The organism is Caballeronia sp. ATUFL_M2_KS44, from assembly GCF_023630965.1.
In the GTDB taxonomy this organism is placed as follows: Bacteria; Pseudomonadota; Gammaproteobacteria; order Burkholderiales; family Burkholderiaceae; genus Caballeronia; species Caballeronia concitans.
The window spans coordinates 1-17,406 of record NZ_JALQEA010000048.1 but is presented as its reverse complement, the minus strand read 5'-3'; the positions used below and the strand labels follow the sequence as shown (position 1 = coordinate 17,406).

The 17,406-nt window shown below is 60.3% G+C and carries 17 protein-coding genes; 13 read left to right on the top strand and 4 right to left on the bottom strand.

All coding sequences use genetic code 11. The features are described from left to right. Positions 1-21: 21 nt before the first annotated feature. Positions 22-1,068: a beta-ribofuranosylaminobenzene 5'-phosphate synthase family protein gene (locus NCR39_RS20125; RefSeq protein ID WP_250453849.1), complete on the bottom strand. Its 1,047-nt coding sequence runs from the start codon at positions 1,066-1,068 to the stop codon at positions 22-24. Between the two features lie 488 nt (positions 1,069-1,556). Between NCR39_RS20125 and NCR39_RS20120 the strand changes: the two genes are divergently transcribed. Continuing rightward, positions 1,557-1,883: a hypothetical protein gene (locus tag NCR39_RS20120; protein WP_250453848.1), complete on the top strand. Its 327-nt coding sequence runs from the start codon at positions 1,557-1,559 to the stop codon at positions 1,881-1,883. Here the strand turns inward: NCR39_RS20120 and NCR39_RS20115 are convergent. Further along, positions 1,870-2,244, bottom strand: coding sequence for a 4a-hydroxytetrahydrobiopterin dehydratase (locus NCR39_RS20115; RefSeq protein WP_250453847.1), 375 nt, complete (start codon positions 2,242-2,244; stop codon positions 1,870-1,872). The two genes, NCR39_RS20120 and NCR39_RS20115, sit on opposite strands and share 14 nt — an antisense overlap. Positions 2,245-2,630: 386 nt before the next feature. Here NCR39_RS20115 and NCR39_RS20110 point away from each other — a divergent pair, with 386 nt between their 5' ends. The 9 genes from NCR39_RS20110 to NCR39_RS20070 all read left to right on the top strand — a co-directional run bounded on the left by NCR39_RS20110 (position 2,631) and on the right by NCR39_RS20070 (position 10,761). Next, positions 2,631-4,439, top strand: a complete 1,809-nt coding sequence (locus tag NCR39_RS20110) for a methanol/ethanol family PQQ-dependent dehydrogenase (protein ID WP_250453846.1) — start codon at positions 2,631-2,633, stop codon at positions 4,437-4,439. Positions 4,440-4,540: 101 nt separating this feature from the next. Then, on the top strand, positions 4,541-4,954 hold the full coding sequence (locus tag NCR39_RS20105; protein ID WP_250453845.1) for a c-type cytochrome: 414 nt from the start codon (positions 4,541-4,543) through the stop codon (positions 4,952-4,954). A 42-nt stretch (positions 4,955-4,996) separates the two neighbouring features. Continuing rightward, the gene (locus tag NCR39_RS20100; protein ID WP_250453844.1) at positions 4,997-5,905 is read left to right on the top strand and encodes a substrate-binding domain-containing protein; all 909 of its coding nucleotides are present in this window, start codon (positions 4,997-4,999) and stop codon (positions 5,903-5,905) included. Further along, complete coding sequence (locus tag NCR39_RS20095) at positions 5,902-6,669, top strand: hypothetical protein (protein ID WP_250453843.1); 768 nt, start codon at positions 5,902-5,904, stop codon at positions 6,667-6,669. Before NCR39_RS20100 ends, NCR39_RS20095 begins: the two co-directional genes overlap by 4 nt. A 24-nt stretch (positions 6,670-6,693) precedes the next feature. Continuing rightward, the gene (locus NCR39_RS20090; RefSeq protein WP_250453842.1) at positions 6,694-7,668 is read left to right on the top strand and encodes a LysR family transcriptional regulator; all 975 of its coding nucleotides are present in this window, start codon (positions 6,694-6,696) and stop codon (positions 7,666-7,668) included. Further along, complete coding sequence (locus NCR39_RS20085) at positions 7,665-8,600, top strand: quinoprotein relay system zinc metallohydrolase 2 (protein WP_250453841.1); 936 nt, start codon at positions 7,665-7,667, stop codon at positions 8,598-8,600. Before NCR39_RS20090 ends, NCR39_RS20085 begins: the two co-directional genes overlap by 4 nt. 17 nt (positions 8,601-8,617) lie before the next feature. Then, on the top strand, positions 8,618-9,466 hold the full coding sequence (locus NCR39_RS20080; protein ID WP_250453840.1) for a quinoprotein dehydrogenase-associated SoxYZ-like carrier: 849 nt from the start codon (positions 8,618-8,620) through the stop codon (positions 9,464-9,466). Positions 9,467-9,477: 11 nt separating this feature from the next. Then, a complete protein-coding gene (locus tag NCR39_RS20075) occupies positions 9,478-10,395 on the top strand; it encodes an MBL fold metallo-hydrolase (RefSeq protein ID WP_250453839.1) in 918 nt (305 codons plus the stop codon). 57 nt (positions 10,396-10,452) lie between these two features. Beyond that, positions 10,453-10,761 carry an EthD family reductase gene (locus tag NCR39_RS20070; RefSeq protein WP_250453838.1) on the top strand — a complete coding sequence of 103 codons (309 nt, stop codon included), beginning with the start codon at positions 10,453-10,455 and terminating at the stop codon, positions 10,759-10,761. 8 nt (positions 10,762-10,769) lie between these two features. Here the strand turns inward: NCR39_RS20070 and NCR39_RS20065 are convergent, their stop codons facing one another. Further along, the gene (locus NCR39_RS20065; protein ID WP_502800249.1) at positions 10,770-11,540 is read right to left on the bottom strand and encodes a Pr6Pr family membrane protein; all 771 of its coding nucleotides are present in this window, start codon (positions 11,538-11,540) and stop codon (positions 10,770-10,772) included. Between the two features lie 178 nt (positions 11,541-11,718). Here NCR39_RS20065 and NCR39_RS20060 point away from each other — a divergent pair, with 178 nt between their 5' ends. Beyond that, positions 11,719-13,083, top strand: a complete 1,365-nt coding sequence (locus tag NCR39_RS20060; RefSeq protein WP_250453836.1) for an MFS transporter — start codon at positions 11,719-11,721, stop codon at positions 13,081-13,083. A 259-nt stretch (positions 13,084-13,342) separates the two neighbouring features. Then, positions 13,343-14,539, top strand: coding sequence for a formaldehyde dehydrogenase, glutathione-independent (gene fdhA / locus NCR39_RS20055; RefSeq protein ID WP_250453835.1), 1,197 nt, complete (start codon positions 13,343-13,345; stop codon positions 14,537-14,539). Positions 14,540-14,592: 53 nt separating this feature from the next. On the opposite strand, the gene NCR39_RS20050 is transcribed toward fdhA, so the two are convergent. Then, a complete protein-coding gene (locus tag NCR39_RS20050; RefSeq protein WP_250453834.1) occupies positions 14,593-15,588 on the bottom strand; it encodes a GlxA family transcriptional regulator in 996 nt (331 codons plus the stop codon). Positions 15,589-16,022: 434 nt separating this feature from the next. Between NCR39_RS20050 and NCR39_RS20045 the strand changes: the two genes are divergently transcribed. After that, the gene (locus NCR39_RS20045) at positions 16,023-17,297 is read left to right on the top strand and encodes a serine hydroxymethyltransferase (RefSeq protein ID WP_250453833.1); all 1,275 of its coding nucleotides are present in this window, start codon (positions 16,023-16,025) and stop codon (positions 17,295-17,297) included. Positions 17,298-17,406: the final 109 nt, after the last annotated feature.

Below are 17,406 nucleotides of genomic sequence, written 5' to 3'. Positions count from 1 at the left end.
GAATGAGGGCGGCCGTGTTCTTCAGGCGGCATCTGCGCCTGGCTGTCGATGACCGGCTGCGCGCCATGTTGCGCCGCGATTGCGCGCGGTCGCGATGGAGAACGCAAGCGATGCGTTTCGCGTGCCTTGCAGCGTCGCGCGTCGCGCGGTTTCGAGCGCGCGTTCGGCGGCTTCCGCGCTCGCGACGAATGCGAAACCTACTGGTCCCCACGACGTTTGCCCGATGCCGGCTTTCTGTTCGGCGGCGACGGCGTCGAGTGCGCGGGCCACGTCGGGGCTCGCGAACACGCCGCCTTGCACGGGCGCGAAGTATTCGCCGATGGTCTGCTGCATCGTCGTGATCGCGCTCGCGAAGGTATCGAAATCGCTCTCGGCGACGGCGGGCAGGATCTGCATCAACACGAGATGCGAGAGATGCGCGGCGAGCGTCGCGGGAAAGGGCGCAAGCGCTGCGAGGCCGCGCTTTTCGGCGTCGCCGTGGAGACCTTCGCGGGAGGTATCGTCGATGAGCAGGATGCGCCAGGCATCGGGAAACGCGTGACGCGCGAGCAGCGGCGGGAGCGGCGAGTGAGTTGGCGCGTTGCGGCGTCCGCCATCGACGATCAATCCGCCGTGATCGAAGCCATGAATGCCGATGCCGGAGCGGCCGCCCCGGCCGAGCATGTGCGCGATGTCGGCGGTGCTGATGTCGTGCCCTGTGATGCGGGCGAAAGCGGTTCCGAGCGCGAGTGCGAGCTGCGTGCCGGAGCCTAAGCCTGTGTGGGCGCGCGGTGTTTCGTGCACTTCTATTTCGATCGGACGCGGCTCTTCGAGCGCTGCGCGCAGGCGTTCGAGATGCGATTCGATGCGTTCGCGCTGCGCTTGCGTCGTGATGCCGTGGATGTGCGATGTGCGTTGCTGCGCGAGCCTTGCGGTGATGCGCGTGTCGTGTCCGTCGATGACGAGGCCGACGCTGCCGAAGGCGCGGCCCAGCGAGCCGTTTGGATCGATGAAGCCGAGATGCAGCCGGGCAGACGCCGAAAGGGTGATCGCCGGGGGCGGCGATAGGCGGCTTTTGTCGGTTTGCATGCGGGCGTGGGCTCCCTCTTTGGGCCGGGACTTGGGCCCCCGTTTTAGGCAAGACCTGTACCAGGACGGGGGGCTTTTTTGCCTTTTCCGGCGGAGGTGTCGCTTCGTTTTTTTCGCGTCGGTCTATTAGCATGCCCCTCCCCGGGGCGGGGGTTACTTTCTTTGCTGCTGCAAAGAAAGTAACCAAAGAAAGCAGCTTTTTTGGCCCGAAGCACTGACTGTGGGGTCGCTCCGTAGAACCAGATTGGCACTCAGTTTGAAACAGCCCTGAATCACCTTCCGCGCCCGCCGAGCGCCACCCCATGCGAGCCCCCTGGCTCGACAAAACCAACTCGGCGCGATCGCCCACCATTCACATTGCTTCAGCGGTGCAACGAGTCTTCAGAGTTCGATGCCGGGTGCATCGTTGTGGGTGTTTGCGCACTTCGTCGAATGGCTGCTAGCGCCGCGCAATAGATGCGAGGGTGTTGTCGAGCCCGGGGGCTCGCATGGGGTGGCGCTCAGCGGGCGCGGAAGGTGATTCAAGGTTGATTCAAGCTGAGTGCCAACGTGTTATTACGGAGTACAACATCAAAAACGAAGTGCGGGCGAAAAAGCTGCTTTCTTTGGTTACTTTCTTTGCAGCAGCAAAGAAAGTGACCCCCGCCCCGGGGAGGGGCGAGCTAATAGACCGACGCGAAAAAACGAAGAAACGAAGAAACGAAGAAACGAAGAAACGAAGAAACGAAGAAACGAAGAAACGAAAAAACGAAGAAACGAAGAAACGAAGAAACAAGGCCGCCGCGCAAGGCAAAAAAACCCTCAGTCATATTTAATGTAACGAAACCGCTGATCCCCGGAAGGGGTCCCCTCGAGGGCACCGCCCTCTTTCGCGGGCTGCCATTGCACGACCTCTTCGATCTTCGAAGCCAGAGCAAAGTCCTTATCGGTAATTCCCTTGGCGGAATGCGTCTTGAGCTTCACGACGACAAACGCATACGACACCGTCAAATCCGGATGATGCCAGGCCGCTTCAGCCAGATGCCCCACCGTGTTCACCACCATCAGCGTCCCTTTCCATCCTTCCGTCTTGATCTTGCGCCTGAGCCAACCATCCTCGAGATACCAATGCGCGAGCGCACCGGTCAGACGCTGCTGAACCTCGTCGTCGGAATAAACCTTCTCGGTCTGAGTCATCGCAATGCCTCTCCAGGCAAGAACACACAGAGTCAGTATGCACGCGCAAAGCCGCCGCAGGCAAAGAGAAACCTGCTGCAACGCGTCATCAGCAAAGTGAAGCAACCGCTGTCTCAAACAAACAGAGCATTTCGCGTATTTGACACAGTATGTATCGCGCATCCGGGCACGCGTACGCAGTAAGCAACCGCGCGCAGCCGCAAATCACCCCGCGCGCCAAGCGTTTTAAAAACCGGCATGGAATATGCAATTGGCGTCGATACACAAAACGTCCGGCTATGACCGGGCAATGCGAATACGCGTTACCTGCATCCAGAAGGCGCGCACGATGCAAGCCGGTAGCGTGGTCATCCCTGGGTCGGAGGCATCACCATTCTGGAGGAGACATGAACTTACGCACCCTGGTTCTTGGACTGGCGGTGGTCGCGACGGCAGGCCTGAATTCCTATGTGGCGCAGGCCGATCCACAACTCGACAGCCTAATCAAGAATCCCTCGAATTGGGCGGCGCAAGCGGGCGATTATTCGAATCACCGCTATAGCACGCTCAAGCAAATCAACGAGAACAACGTCGGCAAGCTACAGGTTGCCTGGACCATGTCCACCGGCGTGCTGCGCGGTCACGAAGGCTCGCCGCTCGTCATCGGCGATACGATGTACATTCACTCGCCATTCCCCAACAAGGTCATCGCCATCAACCTGAAGGACCAAACCTTCATCTGGCAATACCAGCCCAAGCAGGATCAGCAGGTCATATCGGTGATGTGCTGCGATACGGTCAACCGTGGTCTCGCTTACGGCGACGGCAAGATCTTCCTCCAGCAAGCCGACACCAAACTCGTCGCGCTCGATGCCAAGACCGGCGACGTCGTATGGAGCGTTCAGAACGGCGATCCCAAGAAAGGCGAAACCAATACCAACGCCCCACACGTATTCGGCGACAAGGTGCTGACCGGTATCTCCGGCGGCGAATTCGGCGTGCGTGGCCGTCTCATCGCATACAACATCAAGGACGGCAAGGAAGTCTGGAAAGCCTTCAGCACAGGCCCCGACGATGAAATGCTGCTCGACCCGCAGCAAACGATGACCTGGACCGACGGCAAGATGACGCCGATCGGTGCCGACTCGTCCATCAAGACCTGGCAGGGCGATCAGTGGAAATACGGCGGCGGCACCACATGGGGCTGGTACGCATGGGATCCAAAGCTCAACCTTGTCTACTACGGCACGGGTAATCCCGGCACTTGGAACCCGACGCAACGCCCCGGCGACAACAAGTGGTCCATGTCCATCTTCGCGCGCGATCTCAACACGGGCAAAGCGAAATGGGTCTATCAAATGACGCCTCACGACGAGTGGGATTATGACGGCGTCAACGAGATGATTCTCTCGGACCTGAACATCGGCGGAAAGAAAGTGCCCGCGATCGTTCACTTCGACCGCAACGGTTTCGGCTATACGCTGAATCGTGAAACGGGCGAATTGCTTGTCGCGCAGAAGTACGATCCGGCAGTGAATTGGGCCGATAGCGTCGATCTCAAGAGCGGCTTGCCGATTCGCAATGCATCGTATTCGACGCAAAAGGCCGGTCCGGATCATAACGTCAAGGGCATTTGTCCCGCGGCGCTCGGCTCCAAGGACCAACAGCCCGCCGCGTTCGATCCGGGCACGAGTCTCTTCCTCGTACCGACCAATCACGTCTGCATGGATTACGAGCCGTTCCAGGTCGATTACGTGTCCGGTCAGCCGTTCGTCGGCGCAACGCTCTCGATGTATCCGGGCCCGAACGAGAACGGTTCGATGGGCAACTTCATCGCGTGGGATGCAGCCAAGGGCAAGATCGCATGGTCCAAGCCGGAGCGGTTCTCGGTGTGGTCCGGCGCGCTCGCAACGGCGGGCGGCATCGTGTTCTACGGCACGCTCGAAGGCTATATCAAGGCGGTTCGCATCAAGGACGGCAAGGAGCTGTGGAAGTTCAAGACGCCGTCGGGGATCATCGGCAACGTGTTCACGTATCAGTATCAGGGCAAGCAATACGTCGGCGTGTATTCGGGTATCGGCGGCTGGGCCGGCATCGGCATGGCAGCCGGACTCGAAAAGTCGACGGAAGGTCTCGGCGCGGTCGGCGGCTATCGCGAACTCGCCAAGTACACGGCGCTCGGCGGCACGCTGTTCATTTTCGCCATCCCGAGCTGATGCAACGTTCTTGACCTGAGCAGTCATGCGCGGCGGCAACTCACTCACGCCGCCGCGCACATCCGCTTCAAAGCACGATCATTATTCAAGGAGACAAGCGCATGAAAGGCCGATCACTCTTGGTGTTGTCGATAACGCTCGTTGCGTCTTCCGGCTTGTTTGCCCAGACCGATTCGGGGCAGATGAAGCCGGTGGCGTACAAGGTCGTCGATGGCAACAAGGTCGACAACGATACGCTGCAGGGCTGGCGTACCTGGCGTGCGCTTGCGTGCGAACGCTGTCACGGGGCAAGGCAGGAGGGCATGGTCGGCCCTTCGCTGATCGACGCCTTTAAAACGCTCGACAAAACCGAATTTCATCGCACTGTATTTGGCGGCCGCGTGGAAAAGGGTATGCCCGACTTCAGTTCGAGTCAGATGATGCAAAAGAATTGGGAGAATCTTTACGCGTATCTAAAGGGACGTTCCGATGGCAAGATCAATCCGGGCGACTTGCAGGCGATCGATGCCAAATAGGCACGTCGACGTTCGATGACCGCGTTCATTCCCGGAGGCTTCATGTCTTACCGTCAAGCCAGCGGCGCGTTGTTCCGTTTGATGACCACCTGTTTCACGGCGCTCGCAGCGCATGCGGCGTTTGCACAAGGCGCGGGTGCGCCGCCCCCCAATCTGCCGAATAACGACGGCGCGGACGGCGTGCTGCGCGTATGCGCCGACCCGAACAACATGCCGCTCTCGAATCAGAAAGGCGAGGGCTATGAGAACAAGATTGCGAGCCAGATGGCGAGTGACTTCGGCTACAAGCTCGAATACACGTATTACCCGCAGCGCATGGGCTTCGTGCGCAATACGTTGCGCGAGAAGGTGCCCGATACCGAACGCTATAAATGCGATCTGATCATCGGCGTGCCGAAGGGCTATGAACTCACTGCGACCACGCGGCCCTATCTGCATTCGACGTATGCAATGGTTCTCCCCAACCGTCCCGAGTACGAAAGCGTCAAGACGCCCGCGGACCTCGTCAATCTGCCGCCCGATCAGCTCAAGAAAATGAAGCTCGGCATCTTCGTGAAGAGTCCGGCGGTGGACTGGCTGCTGAGGAATAACCTCATCGATCAGGCTGTGTCGTATCAAGGGCAAAGCGGCGATCCGGAAGCGTTTCCCGGTGAGATGATCGAGCGCGATCTTTCGAAAGGCAATGTCGATGCCGCATTCGTTTGGGGGCCTATTGCAGGCTATTTCGTGAATCGATCCGATAACAAAGTGCGGCTCGTGGCCTTTCCGCCGCAACCCGGCATTCGCTTCGATTTCGAAATTTCGATGGGCGTGCGCTATGGCGAAAAGGCCTGGCGCGACAAGGTCGACAACTGGATTGCATCGAACCAGCCGAAGATCGATCAGATCCTGACGAGCTATCAGGTTCCATTACTGCCGCTGCAGCCGATACAACCGGCGCAAGTGCAATGAGCGCCGCAAATGCGCTGTTTCGCGCGCTCGTGACGGCATGCGCGCTCGCCGGTGGCGTCACGATCAGTGCATTCGCCGCCGATGCGCCGCCCGCATCGGCGTCTGCACCGGACATTGCGCCGGCCGAGCGATTGCTCTTCATGCAGCCGCATATGACGGGCATCGATCCGCAGACGGAACTCGATTATGCGGTGGATTATTCAGGCCCGCCCGCGAAGGTCAGCGATACGTTGCGCGTGCTTGTCATGAGTCCCGGCAATAACAAGAACGACGCGCGCGTGACCGATCGCACAGGCAACGTCGACGTGCCGGGCGGCCTGCCATGCAATCCGGTGATCATCTATTTTCTCGAACACGACATCGCCGAGATGCAGCAATTGACTGGTGGACAGCGCCGCTATTTTCAGCAGCGCGTTCGGCTCGCGCTTGCCGCCGGTCCTGCGGTCACGCCCGTTTCAGGCGAGACGCTCGGGCTCAAGAACGTCAAGAGCGTCAAGGCGCGGCAGGTCGTGATTCAGCCTTACCTCAACGATCCGAACGCCGATCGCTTCGCGCAGTACACGGGAAAACGGTATACGTTCGTCATTTCCGACGACGTGCCCGGTCGCGTGCTCCTCATTCGCACCGAAGTGCCCGGCGCGGGCAATGACTTCGCGCATCCCTTGCAGAAGGAGACGATTGCTTTTCAAGGCGCGCTCAAGAATATTTCGCCGCCTGCAAGCGCGCCCGCCAGGACGGGGAACGCACCGCGCGCGAGCCGGTGATTCGCTCCACGCTCTGCACCACGCATGAACTTCGTCCGTTCTCTCACGCTGCGTCAGCTTCAAATCTTCGTGATCACCACGCGCTGTCCCAGCTTCGCACGCGCGGCGGAAGAGTTGCATCTCACGCAGCCGGCGGTGTCGATGCAGATCAAGCAACTCGAAGATGCCGTCGGCTTGCCGCTATTCGAGCGCGTTGCGCGCCGGCTCGCGCTGACGGAGGCCGGCGAGAAGCTGCAGCATCATGCGAGCCGCATCCTCGGTGAAATCAAGGACGCGGAAGACGCCATGATGTCGCTCACGCAAGCGGATAGCGGATCGATTGCAGTGAGCATAGTGAGTTCCGCAACTTACTTCGCGCCAAAATTACTCGCGCTTTATTCGCAGCAGTATCCGAAAGTCGATGTGCATTTTTCGGTGGGAAATCGCGAGACCTTGCTCAGGCTCTTGCAAGACAACGCAACCGATCTCGCGATCATGGGACGCCCGCCGCCCGAACTCGGCACGACGGCCGAGCCGCTTGCCTATCATCCGCATGTGATCGTGGCGCCGCTGTCGCATCCGTTGAGGCACGCGCGCCGCTTCGACTTGCACGAACTCACTCACGATACGTTTCTTTTGCGTGAGCCGGGATCGGGAACGCGTGCCGTCGCGGAGCATGTGTTCAAGCAGAATCTCTTCGTACCATCGCGCAGTGTCACGCTCGGAAGCAACGAGACGATCAAGCAGGCGGTCATGGCCGGCATGGGCGTGAGCCTCATTTCACTGCATACGCTCGCACTCGAATTGCGCACGGGCGGCATTGCGGTGCTGGATGTGAACGGCACGCCCGTCGAAAGAACATGGCAGCTGGTGCATTCGCGCTCCAAGCAATTGTCGCCCACGTGTCTCGCGTTTCGGCGTTTTCTGCTCGAACATGCCGAGCCGTTTCTGGAGCGCGAGTACGCGGAATTCGGCTTGCTGCGGCCCAAGCGTCTCGCGGATGCGGAAAGCGTTCGATGACAGTCGCGTCGATGCTGCGCGCGTTGGCTTTATCGGCGATGCTCGCACTAAGCGCCGCAAGCGCGCATGCCGATTCCGCGCTTGCCGTGCAGCAGATTGCACCGGGCAATTACGCGCATCGCGGTCACGACGACGTCGCGACGCCCGCTAACGGCGGCGATATCGCTAACGTGGGCTTTATCGTCGGATCGCGCTGCGTGGCGGTCATCGACACGGGCGGCACGCTCGCGGAAGGGCGGCAACTTCGCGAAGCCATTCGACACTTCACGCCGTTGCCTGTGTGTTATGTCATCAATACGCACATGCATCCGGATCATATTTTCGGCAACGCGGCGTTCAAGGACGATCATCCGCAATACGTCGGCAGCGCGAAGCTCGCGGAGGCGGAGGCCGCGCGCGCGGACAATTACTTGCGAGCGTTGCATCGGGAGCTTGGTGCGGCGGCGGACGGCAGCGAGATCATCGCGCCGACGTTGACGGTAGACGGAAGCACGACACTTGATCTCGGCGAGCGCACGTTGACGCTGCAATCATGGAAAACAGCGCATACCAACAACGACATCACGGTATACGATGAGAAGAGCGGAACGTTATGGCTCGGCGATCTGCTTTTCGTCGGATGCATACCGGTGGTGGATGGAAGCGTCGTCGGCTGGCTCGACGATATCGCGCGCATTAAGCAGATGAATCCGCGCCATGTCGTGCCGGGGCATGGTCCGCTGAATGCCCCGTGGCCGCAATCGTTGGATGCGGAGGAACAGTACCTCGCCGGACTGGCGCGCGATGTGCGAGCGGCCATCAAGCGAGGCGAAACCATTCAGGAAGCCGTCGATACGATAGGCCTGGACGAGCGCGGCAAATGGCTGCTGTACGACGTCTATCATCGCCGCAATGTGACGGCGGCCTATGCGGAACTCGAATGGGAGCAGTAGCGGCAGAGGAGGACATCATGACGAGTCGACCCATTGCAGCGTTCGCGGCATTGCTCGTGACGCTTGCCCCTTGCATCGCGCAAGCCGCTCAGCCCGACGACGATCCCGACAAGGTCGCGCGCTGGCTCGACTTCAAGGAAGGCACGTTCAAGGGCCGCACGATCGATACACATGGCGATGCCGTCATCAAGCTCGATGCACCTGCGCGCGCAGCCGATGCCGCCGTCGTCCCCATTGCGATCAACGCGCAGTTTCCGCAGACGCCTTCGCGTTATATCAGCAAGGTCTATCTTTTCATCGACGAGAATCCCGAGCCGTATGCAGGTTCGTTCGAATTCACGCCGGAGTCGGGACTCGCAAGCATAGAAACACGCGTGCGCGTGGAGGACTACACGTTCATGCGCGTGATAGCCGAGACGAACGACGGGCATCTTTATAGCGCAGTACGTTTCGTGAAGGCATCGGGCGGCTGCTCGGCTCCCGCAGGCAAGGACGATGAAGCGGGCGAACGCGAAGCCGGCGCCGTGCGTCTTCAGGCCGAAGGCAAGCCCGCGGCAGGCAAGCCCGAACTCGCGCAATTGATGGTGCGTCACCCGAATCGAACGGGCATGGCGATGAATCAGGTCACGCGCAATTACGCCACGGCCTATTTCGTGCGCAAGGTCGCCGTGACGTATGCGGGCAAACCGGTGATGACCGCGAACGTGAACTTCTCGATTAGCGAGAACCCGAATTTCCGCTTCTATTTCGTGCCGAGTGGAAGCGGTGAATTGAAGGCGCATATCGAGGATACGAAGAACAAGAACTTCGAAGGCGCGGTCGCGATCGATACACAATCGGCCCCGCAAAAATCGGCGATGAAATGACGCGACGCTGCGTGAGAGCCTTCATAGGCGCGCTGCTGTTCGCGTTCGTCGATGTGGCGATGGCCGCGCTCGCCGGCATGCCCGCGCCCGTTGCCATTGCGCCGGGCGTGTATGCGTTCATCGGCACCGCCGATGCGGTCGCGCCCGCGAATCACGGCATCGTCGCGAATAATGGCTTTATCGTGGGGCCGAGCGGCGTGACGGTGATCGATACGGGGCCGTCGTATCGCTATGGACGCGCGATGATCGAAGCCATTCGCAAGATCACGCCTTTGCCGGTGAAGCTCGTCATCATCACGCATCAGGCGCCGGAGTTCGTATTCGGCGCGGCTGCATTCAGGGATCGCGATGTGCCGATCCTCGCGCACGCGCGCACCGCGCAATTGATTAAAGAGCGATGCTCGATCTGTCTTGCGAACTTGCGCAAGACGCTGGGCGAAGACGAGATGGCCGGCTCGCGCGTGACCGTGCCCGATCGCACGATCAATGGCACGACTGAAATTGAAAGCGGCGGACGCAAGCTGCAATTGCTGCATTTCGGCCCGGCGAGCACGCCCGGCGATCTCGCTGTACTCGATACGCAAACGAGTGTGTTGTTCGCGGGCAGTCTCGTTTCGAATGGGCGCATTCCCGAACTGCGCAACGAGCAGATTCCCGGCTGGCTGAGTGCGCTGGAGAATTTGCGCGCGCTGGATCTCAACGCCGTCGTGCCTGCGTTCGGCTCGCCGCTGAATGGCGACGACGTCATGCAGACAGGCGTCTATTTGCGCGAACTCGATGCGTCGGTCAAGCGCGCTTACAAGAGCGGTGCGGGTCTCACCGATGCGATGCATTCGGTGCAAGTCCCCGCGTTTAGCGGCTATAAGCTCTATGCCATTGCGCAGCCGCAAAACGTGCAACGCCTTTATCTTCAGTTGGAAAAGCAATAGCGTCTTATTCGATGATCCGATGCATTAACGCCCGCGACCACTCAGGAGACAACGACGATGGCCCAACTCATGGCGCTCTATAAAACGCCTTCCGACAAGGCAGCATTCGACGCCCACTACGCATCGACGCATGCGCCGCTTGCCAAGAAAATACCCGGCCTGAAGCGCTATGAAATCAGCACGGGGCCGGTGACGATGGCGCAAGGCGAATCGCCTTATCACCTCGTCGCGCTGCTGGAATTCGATTCACTCGATGCGATTCAATCGGGCCTCGCATCGCCCGAAGGCCAGGCGACGGCCGCGGATCTTGCGAATTTCGCGCAAGCCGGCGTCGAACTCATCATGTTCGATACGAAGCCCGCTTAAAGCGCGAATCAACGCGGTGTGCCCGGGCCGGCCATGTCGTCTGACTCGACTTCCGGATCGGGCACGCTCAAATCTTCGCGCCGATGATTGATCACGAGGAACACGCTCATCAACACGAGAAAGGCCACGACGAGCAGTGTCGCGTTGAAGAACACACGCTCATAGCCCAGCTCGGCAACGTTGATGAACCAGTACGGATAAAAATCCGACGTGCTGCCGCGCCATAGCGTGACGAACAAATAGCAAAGCGGATAGACGAGCCATAGCGCGCATCGTCGCCATGACAAATGAAAGCGCGGCACGAACAAAAGCCAGTACAGCGCCGCAAGCAAAGGCACGACGGTATGCAGCGCCTCATTGACGAGCGCGCGATACCCCGACGGCGTCCACCAGAAACGCAGCAGCGTGTTGTACGCGATGCCGACGAACACGATATACACCGCCACCGCCGTCACGACAGGCGGTTGCCGAAAGAAGCGCGCGACAGGCGACTGCGCGCGCGTGGCGACGCATGTGAAGCACAAGGCCGTGAGCAGCACGGTCAGATTAGTCAGATAGCTGCTCATGCGCGCGAGGCCGTCGATGACAGTGAGTCCGCGACCGAGCGAACGCGCGATGCTCAGGTCAGTCTGCGCAGCGATTGCGAGCCACGCGATCATGGCGATGGCGGCGGCCATTGCAAGCGATGCCGTGCTCGGCGTGTGAAGCGGCAACGCGTGCTCGTTCGCGTGCTCGTTCGCGTGTTCGTTCGCCTTGGAGTGAGTTTGGGGCTTTCGCATGCGCTTCATTCTATCGACGCATTCGAAGGCGTGCCGAAGCCGTTTCCGGGTATCCCCGCGTTGCGGATGCCTGCTTTCTTGCGTACTCTCACGCGAATCGTAAGGTTCGCTATGTGAATCGCTGTTCGCGTAACGAACATCCGGCTAATATCTGGCCTCTCAACATAAAGGGAATGAAGTGAGCAGAAGTCCAAGTGTGAACGTTCAGACGTTCATCAACGAGCATCCGTTCTCGCCGTTTCAATGGCTCATCTTCGGGATGTGCTTTGTCATTGTGCTGCTGGATGGCTTCGATACGGCTGCGATCGGTTTTATCGCGCCGTCGCTGGTGACGGAATGGCACATCAGCCGCCCCGCGCTCGCGCCGGTGCTGAGCGCGGCGCTCTTCGGCCTGGCTGCGGGCGCGCTGCTTTCGGGGCCGCTGTCCGATCGCCTCGGTCGTCGACTGATGCTGCTTTCGTCGGTGATTCTCTTTGGCGTCGCGTGTTTCGCATCGGCTTATTCGGCGGATATCACGCAACTCACGACGCTGCGCTTCGTCACCGGCTTGGGCCTTGGCGCGGCAATGCCGAACGCAGTCACGATGATGAGTGAGTTTTGCCCCGACAATCGGCGCGCGACGCTCATCAATCTGATGTTCTGCGGCTTTCCGTTGGGCGCGGCGTTCGGCGGCTTTCTTGCTGCGTGGATGATTCCGCATTTCGGCTGGCGCAGCGTGTTGTTTCTCGGCGGTGTCGCGCCGCTCGTGCTGTCCGTGCTGCTGCTTCTTACGTTGCCGGAATCGGTGCGTTACATGGTGGCGAAGGCGAAGCCCGTCGAGAAGATTCGCGCGACGCTCGCCCGCATTTCGCAGGACGCGCGCAATGCCGGATCGTTCTTCATGACCGAAGCGGCGCCTGCGGTTCAAGGGCAGAGCGGCATGAGCGTGGTGCTTTCGCGTTCGTACATCGTCGGCTCGATCATGCTGTGGCTCGCCTATTTCATGGGCCTCGTGATCTTCTATGCATCGATCAACTGGATGCCGATCCTGCTCAAGGAATCCGGACTCAATCCGCAACGCGCGACGCTCATCGCTGCATTGTTTCCGCTCGGCGGCGTGGGCGCGGTGTTGCTCGGCGTGCTGATGGACAAGTTCAACGCGAACCGCATCATCGCCGCATGCTATGCGTTGACGGCGGTGAGCGTGTACTGCATCGGTCAGGCTGCGGGCAACGTGGGCTTGCTCGTGCTGGTGGTGTTCCTCGCGGGCGTGTTGATGAACACGGCGCAATCGTCGATGCCCGCGCTCGCCGCTGCGTTCTATCCGACGCAAGGGCGCGGTACCGGCGTTGCGTGGATGCTCGGGATCGGGCGCTTTGGCGGTATTGCGGGGTCGTTTCTTGTTGCCGAGTTGACGCGGCTGCACTTCACGTTTGGCGGGATCTTCGCGGTGATCGCGGTGGCGGGTTTGGTGTCGGCGGTGGCGTTGCTCATCAAGCAAGCGGCGCATCCGCAAGGGAAGACGGCAGCCGAACTCAAGGCGACGGGCCCGGTCGGGCATTAAGGGCTTTCTTCTCTCTCTCGTTTCGATGATGAGTCTCGCCTCGCGTGGCTTCGGCTGCGCGAGGCGATTTGTTTTTTGGTGTACCGGTGCATGCAGTGCTTCCTCCTCACTGACGACAACCCCTGTCGCTCCCAATCAACCCCACGTCGCATTCCCCCCAACGTGTGAAGAAAAATCGTCCTACTCTCCCCCAACGGCCGCGTGCATCGCGACGAGACGCACGCGCGCAGCCGCCCACGAATCCAAGGAGACGAATGAGATGAGCACGAACCGCGGCGTCGTTTATCTAGGTCAGGGAAAAGTCGAAGTCCAGTCCATCGACTATCCGAGAATGGTCGATCCCCGCGGCCGCGACATCGGCCACGGCGTCATTTTGAAAGTCGTCAGCACCAACATCTGCGGCTCGGATCAGCATATGGTTCGCGGCCGCACCACCGCGCCTATCGGCCTCGTGCTCGGGCACGAAATCACCGGCGAAGTCATCGAAATAGGACGCGACGTGGAGACGCTATCCATCGGCGATCTCGTCTCCGTGCCGTTCAACGTCGCATGCGGCCGCTGCCCCACATGCAAGGCGCAGCACACCGGCGTGTGCCTCAACGTGAACCCGTCGCGCGCGGGCGGCGCGTATGGCTATGTCGACATGGGCGGATGGATCGGCGGACAAGCCGAGTACGTCATGGTCCCGTACGCCGACTTCAACCTGCTCAAGTTCCCCGACAAGGCGCAGGCGATGTCCAAGATTCGCGACCTCACCTGCCTCTCCGATATCCTCCCGACCGGCTATCACGGCGCGGTCATGGCGGGCGTGAAGCCGGGCGCGACCGTCTATATCGCGGGCGCGGGGCCGGTGGGCATGGCGGCGGCTGCATCGGCGCGTCTGTTGGGCGCGGCATGCACCATCGTCGGCGACATGAACGAAGAGCGCCTCGCGCATGCGAGCAAGATGGGCTTCGAGACCATCGATCTCTCGAAGGACGCGACGCTCGGCGAGCAGATCGAGCAGATTCTCGGCAAGCCCGAAGTGGATTGCGCCGTGGATTGCGTCGGCTTCGAAGCGCATGGTCACGGCAGCGAGCACAATGCGGAAGCGCCCGCGACCGTCCTCAACTCACTGATGGAAATCACCACAGCAGCAGGCGCGATCGGCATTCCGGGCCTCTATGTCACCGACGACCCCGGCGCCGCCGATGCCGCCGCGAGAAAGGGCAGCCTGAGCATTCGCTTCGGACTCGGCTGGGCCAAGTCGCACTCATTCCATACGGGACAAACGCCGGTGATGAAATACAACCGCAATCTGATGCAGGCGATCCTGTGGGATCGCTTGCCGATAGCGGATATCGTGAATGTATCGGTCGTCACGCTCGATGAAGCGCCGGAAGGTTATCGCAAGTTCGATGGCGGCGCGCCACGCAAGTTCGTCATCGATCCGCATGGTTTGCTCAAAGCGGCTTAGTAAAAAACAAAGCGCCTCTAAAAAGAGGCGCTTGCTTTTCATGCGCTAAAAACTCAAGCCACCATCACCGGCACGGCACTCAAAGGCGGCACCTGTTTTCTACGTTCGCGTGTGGGCGCGGTGCCGAACGCATCGCGATAACTCTTCGAAAAGTGACATGCGGACTGAAAGCCGCAAGCCATCGTGATGTGCATGATCGACATATCCGTTTGCAGCAGCAATTCGCGCGCGCGTCTCAAGCGCAGCGTCAGATAGTAATGCGTCGGCGTCATGCCGAGATGCTCGCGAAAAAGACGCTGCAATTGCCGTTGCGACATGCCCGCCAGCCGCGCGAGTTCTTCGCGCGACAACGGTTCCTCGATGTTGTTCTCCATCAGCGAGATCACTTCGAACAAGGACTTGTTCGCCGATCCGAGCCTCGCCACGAGCGGCATGCGTTGTTGCGCGCTCGTGTCCCGCACGTGTTCGACGATGAACTGTTCGGCAATCTGCGTGACCCGCGCAGTGCCGACGCGCGCGGCGATCAGATTGAGCATCATGTCGAGCGGCGCGACGCCGCCCGTGCACGTCACGCGATCCCGATCGATGACGAATAACTCTTTGAGAAAACGCGTGTCGGGAAACTCTTCTTTGAGCGCCGACATGTTCTCCCAGTGAATGGCGCACGCATAGCCCGCCAGCAGTCCGGCGCGCGCAAGCGCATACGTTCCCGTGCAAAGACTGCCGAGTACGCTGCCCGTGCGCGCAAAGCGACGCAGTGCGGAGAGATGTTCGGGCGTAGTCGAATGCTGCACGTCGATGCCGCCCACCACGAACACGATGTCCGGCTGGCCCACGCATTCCACCGGCCCCGTATCGACGCAAAGCCCATTGCTTGCCGCGACGGGTCCGCCCGTGGGACTGACGATAGACCATCGATAGAGCGGCTGCCCCGTCAGGTAATTCGCCATGCGCAGGACTTCCACTGCGTTGGTGAACGCGATCATCGTGAAGTTCGGCAGCGGCATGAAGGCGAAGTGCGACAGCGACGCCGTGCGATCGGGAGACATGTGGGAATTGATTCCTTGGAATCTATAGTTCGACGCCGACACTTGCGGCGTGGTGTCACTCCAGCATTTTGTTTTCAAGTGCAACTAGCATGCCATCAGGCTAAACCCTGAATATTCAAGCCTCGCTTATTCGTCTCTTTAAAGCACGCACTAAGGCGGCGCGAACACGCGTGCTAAAAGCACTGACTCAGCGCACGGTCGTGCCGCCACAGTGCAACGCATCCTTAAGGAAAAGCGCCCTACACCCAAAGCGATTCGGCCACTTGTCGAAAAGAGACGCCTATGTCGGAAAAGACCAAGAACACGTCTGAATTCGTAAATTGACCGGCAAGGCGAACGTCAAGAATAGACGCAAGCGATGAAGGCTCACGCGGCGCAAGGCACGCAACGCAGGCTTCATCCAATGATCGTTCTTTCCTGACCACGGACCTGCCATGTCGAACTCGAATCCCTTCTTTGAAGCGCCGCTCGCCGCGCGCGATGCCTCCGTACGCGGCGCCATCCTTCGGGAACTGGAGCGCCAGCAATCGCAGATCGAATTGATTGCGTCGGAAAACATCGTGTCGCGCGCCGTGCTCGAAGCGCAAGGCTCGGTGCTCACGAACAAGTATGCGGAAGGGTATCCGGGCAAGCGCTATTACGGCGGCTGTGAGTTCGTCGATGAAGTCGAGTCGCTTGCCATCGATCGCATCAAGCAACTCTTCAACGCGAAGTTCGCCAACGTGCAGCCGCACTCCGGCGCGCAGGCCAACGGCGCGGTGATGCTCGCGCTTGCGAAGCCGGGCGATACCGTGCTCGGCATGTCGCTCGATGCGGGCGGTCACCTCACGCATGGCGCGAAGCCCGCGCTGTCGGGCAAGTGGTTCAACGCGGTTCAATATGGCGTGAATCGCGACACCATGCTGATCGACTACGAGCAGATCGAGGAGCTTGCAGAACAGCACAAGCCGTCGCTGATCATTGCGGGATTTTCCGCTTATCCGCGCAAGCTGGACTTCAAGCGGCTGCGCGAGATCGCCGATCGCGCGGGCGCGAAACTCATGGTCGACATGGCGCATATCGCGGGCATCATCGCGGCGGGGCGTCATGATAATCCGGTCGATCACGCGCACGTCGTCACGTCGACCACGCACAAGACGCTGCGCGGCCCGCGCGGCGGCTTCATCCTGACCAACGACGAAGACATCGCGAAGAAGATCAATTCCGCCGTGTTTCCGGGGCTGCAAGGCGGTCCGCTGATGCATGTGATCGCGGGCAAGGCCGTTGCGTTCGGCGAAGCGCTGCAGCCCGAGTTCAAGACGTATATCGACAACGTGCTCGCGAATGCGCAGGCGTTGGGCGAAGTGCTGAAGGCGGGCGGCGTGGATCTCGTCACGGGCGGCACGGACAACCATCTCTTGCTCGTCGATCTGCGTCCCAAGGGTCTCAAGGGCAATCAGGTGGAACAGGCCCTCGAGCGCGCAGGCATCACCTGCAACAAGAACGGCATTCCGTTCGATACCGAGAAGCCCACGGTGACTTCAGGCATTCGCCTCGGGACGCCTGCGGGAACCACGCGCGGCTTCGGCGTGGACGAGTTCCGCGAAACCGGACGCCTGATTCTCGAAGTATTCGATTCGCTGCGCGAGCATCCCGAAGGCGATCCGCAAACCGAACAACGCGTGCGCCGCGAGATCTTCGCGCTGTGCGAGCGCTTCCCTATTTACTGAGCACACGGAGCAATCAAGCGATGAGCACTTTGCACGACTCCAGCATCATCATCGACGGACTCAACATCTCGAAGTTCGAGCGCTCCGTGTTCGAAGACATGCGCAAGGG

Excerpts from the sequence above, each read along its gene's own strand:
- NCR39_RS20125 (WP_250453849.1), bottom strand. The coding sequence starts at position 1,068 with ATGCAAACCGACAAAAGCCGCCTATCGCCGCCCCCGGCGATCACCCTT.
- NCR39_RS20120 (WP_250453848.1), top strand. The coding sequence starts at position 1,557 with ATGGGGTGGCGCTCAGCGGGCGCGGAAGGTGATTCAAGGTTGATTCAA.
- NCR39_RS20115 (WP_250453847.1), bottom strand. The coding sequence starts at position 2,244 with ATGACTCAGACCGAGAAGGTTTATTCCGACGACGAGGTTCAGCAGCGT.
- NCR39_RS20110 (WP_250453846.1), top strand. The coding sequence starts at position 2,631 with ATGAACTTACGCACCCTGGTTCTTGGACTGGCGGTGGTCGCGACGGCA.
- NCR39_RS20105 (WP_250453845.1), top strand. The coding sequence starts at position 4,541 with ATGAAAGGCCGATCACTCTTGGTGTTGTCGATAACGCTCGTTGCGTCT.
- NCR39_RS20100 (WP_250453844.1), top strand. The coding sequence starts at position 4,997 with ATGTCTTACCGTCAAGCCAGCGGCGCGTTGTTCCGTTTGATGACCACC.
- NCR39_RS20095 (WP_250453843.1), top strand. The coding sequence starts at position 5,902 with ATGAGCGCCGCAAATGCGCTGTTTCGCGCGCTCGTGACGGCATGCGCG.
- NCR39_RS20090 (WP_250453842.1), top strand. The coding sequence starts at position 6,694 with ATGAACTTCGTCCGTTCTCTCACGCTGCGTCAGCTTCAAATCTTCGTG.
- NCR39_RS20085 (WP_250453841.1), top strand. The coding sequence starts at position 7,665 with ATGACAGTCGCGTCGATGCTGCGCGCGTTGGCTTTATCGGCGATGCTC.
- NCR39_RS20080 (WP_250453840.1), top strand. The coding sequence starts at position 8,618 with ATGACGAGTCGACCCATTGCAGCGTTCGCGGCATTGCTCGTGACGCTT.
- NCR39_RS20070 (WP_250453838.1), top strand. The coding sequence starts at position 10,453 with ATGGCCCAACTCATGGCGCTCTATAAAACGCCTTCCGACAAGGCAGCA.
- NCR39_RS20065 (WP_502800249.1), bottom strand. The coding sequence starts at position 11,540 with ATGCGAAAGCCCCAAACTCACTCCAAGGCGAACGAACACGCGAACGAG.
- fdhA (WP_250453835.1), top strand. The coding sequence starts at position 13,343 with ATGAGCACGAACCGCGGCGTCGTTTATCTAGGTCAGGGAAAAGTCGAA.
- NCR39_RS20050 (WP_250453834.1), bottom strand. The coding sequence starts at position 15,588 with ATGTCTCCCGATCGCACGGCGTCGCTGTCGCACTTCGCCTTCATGCCG.
- NCR39_RS20045 (WP_250453833.1), top strand. The coding sequence starts at position 16,023 with ATGTCGAACTCGAATCCCTTCTTTGAAGCGCCGCTCGCCGCGCGCGAT.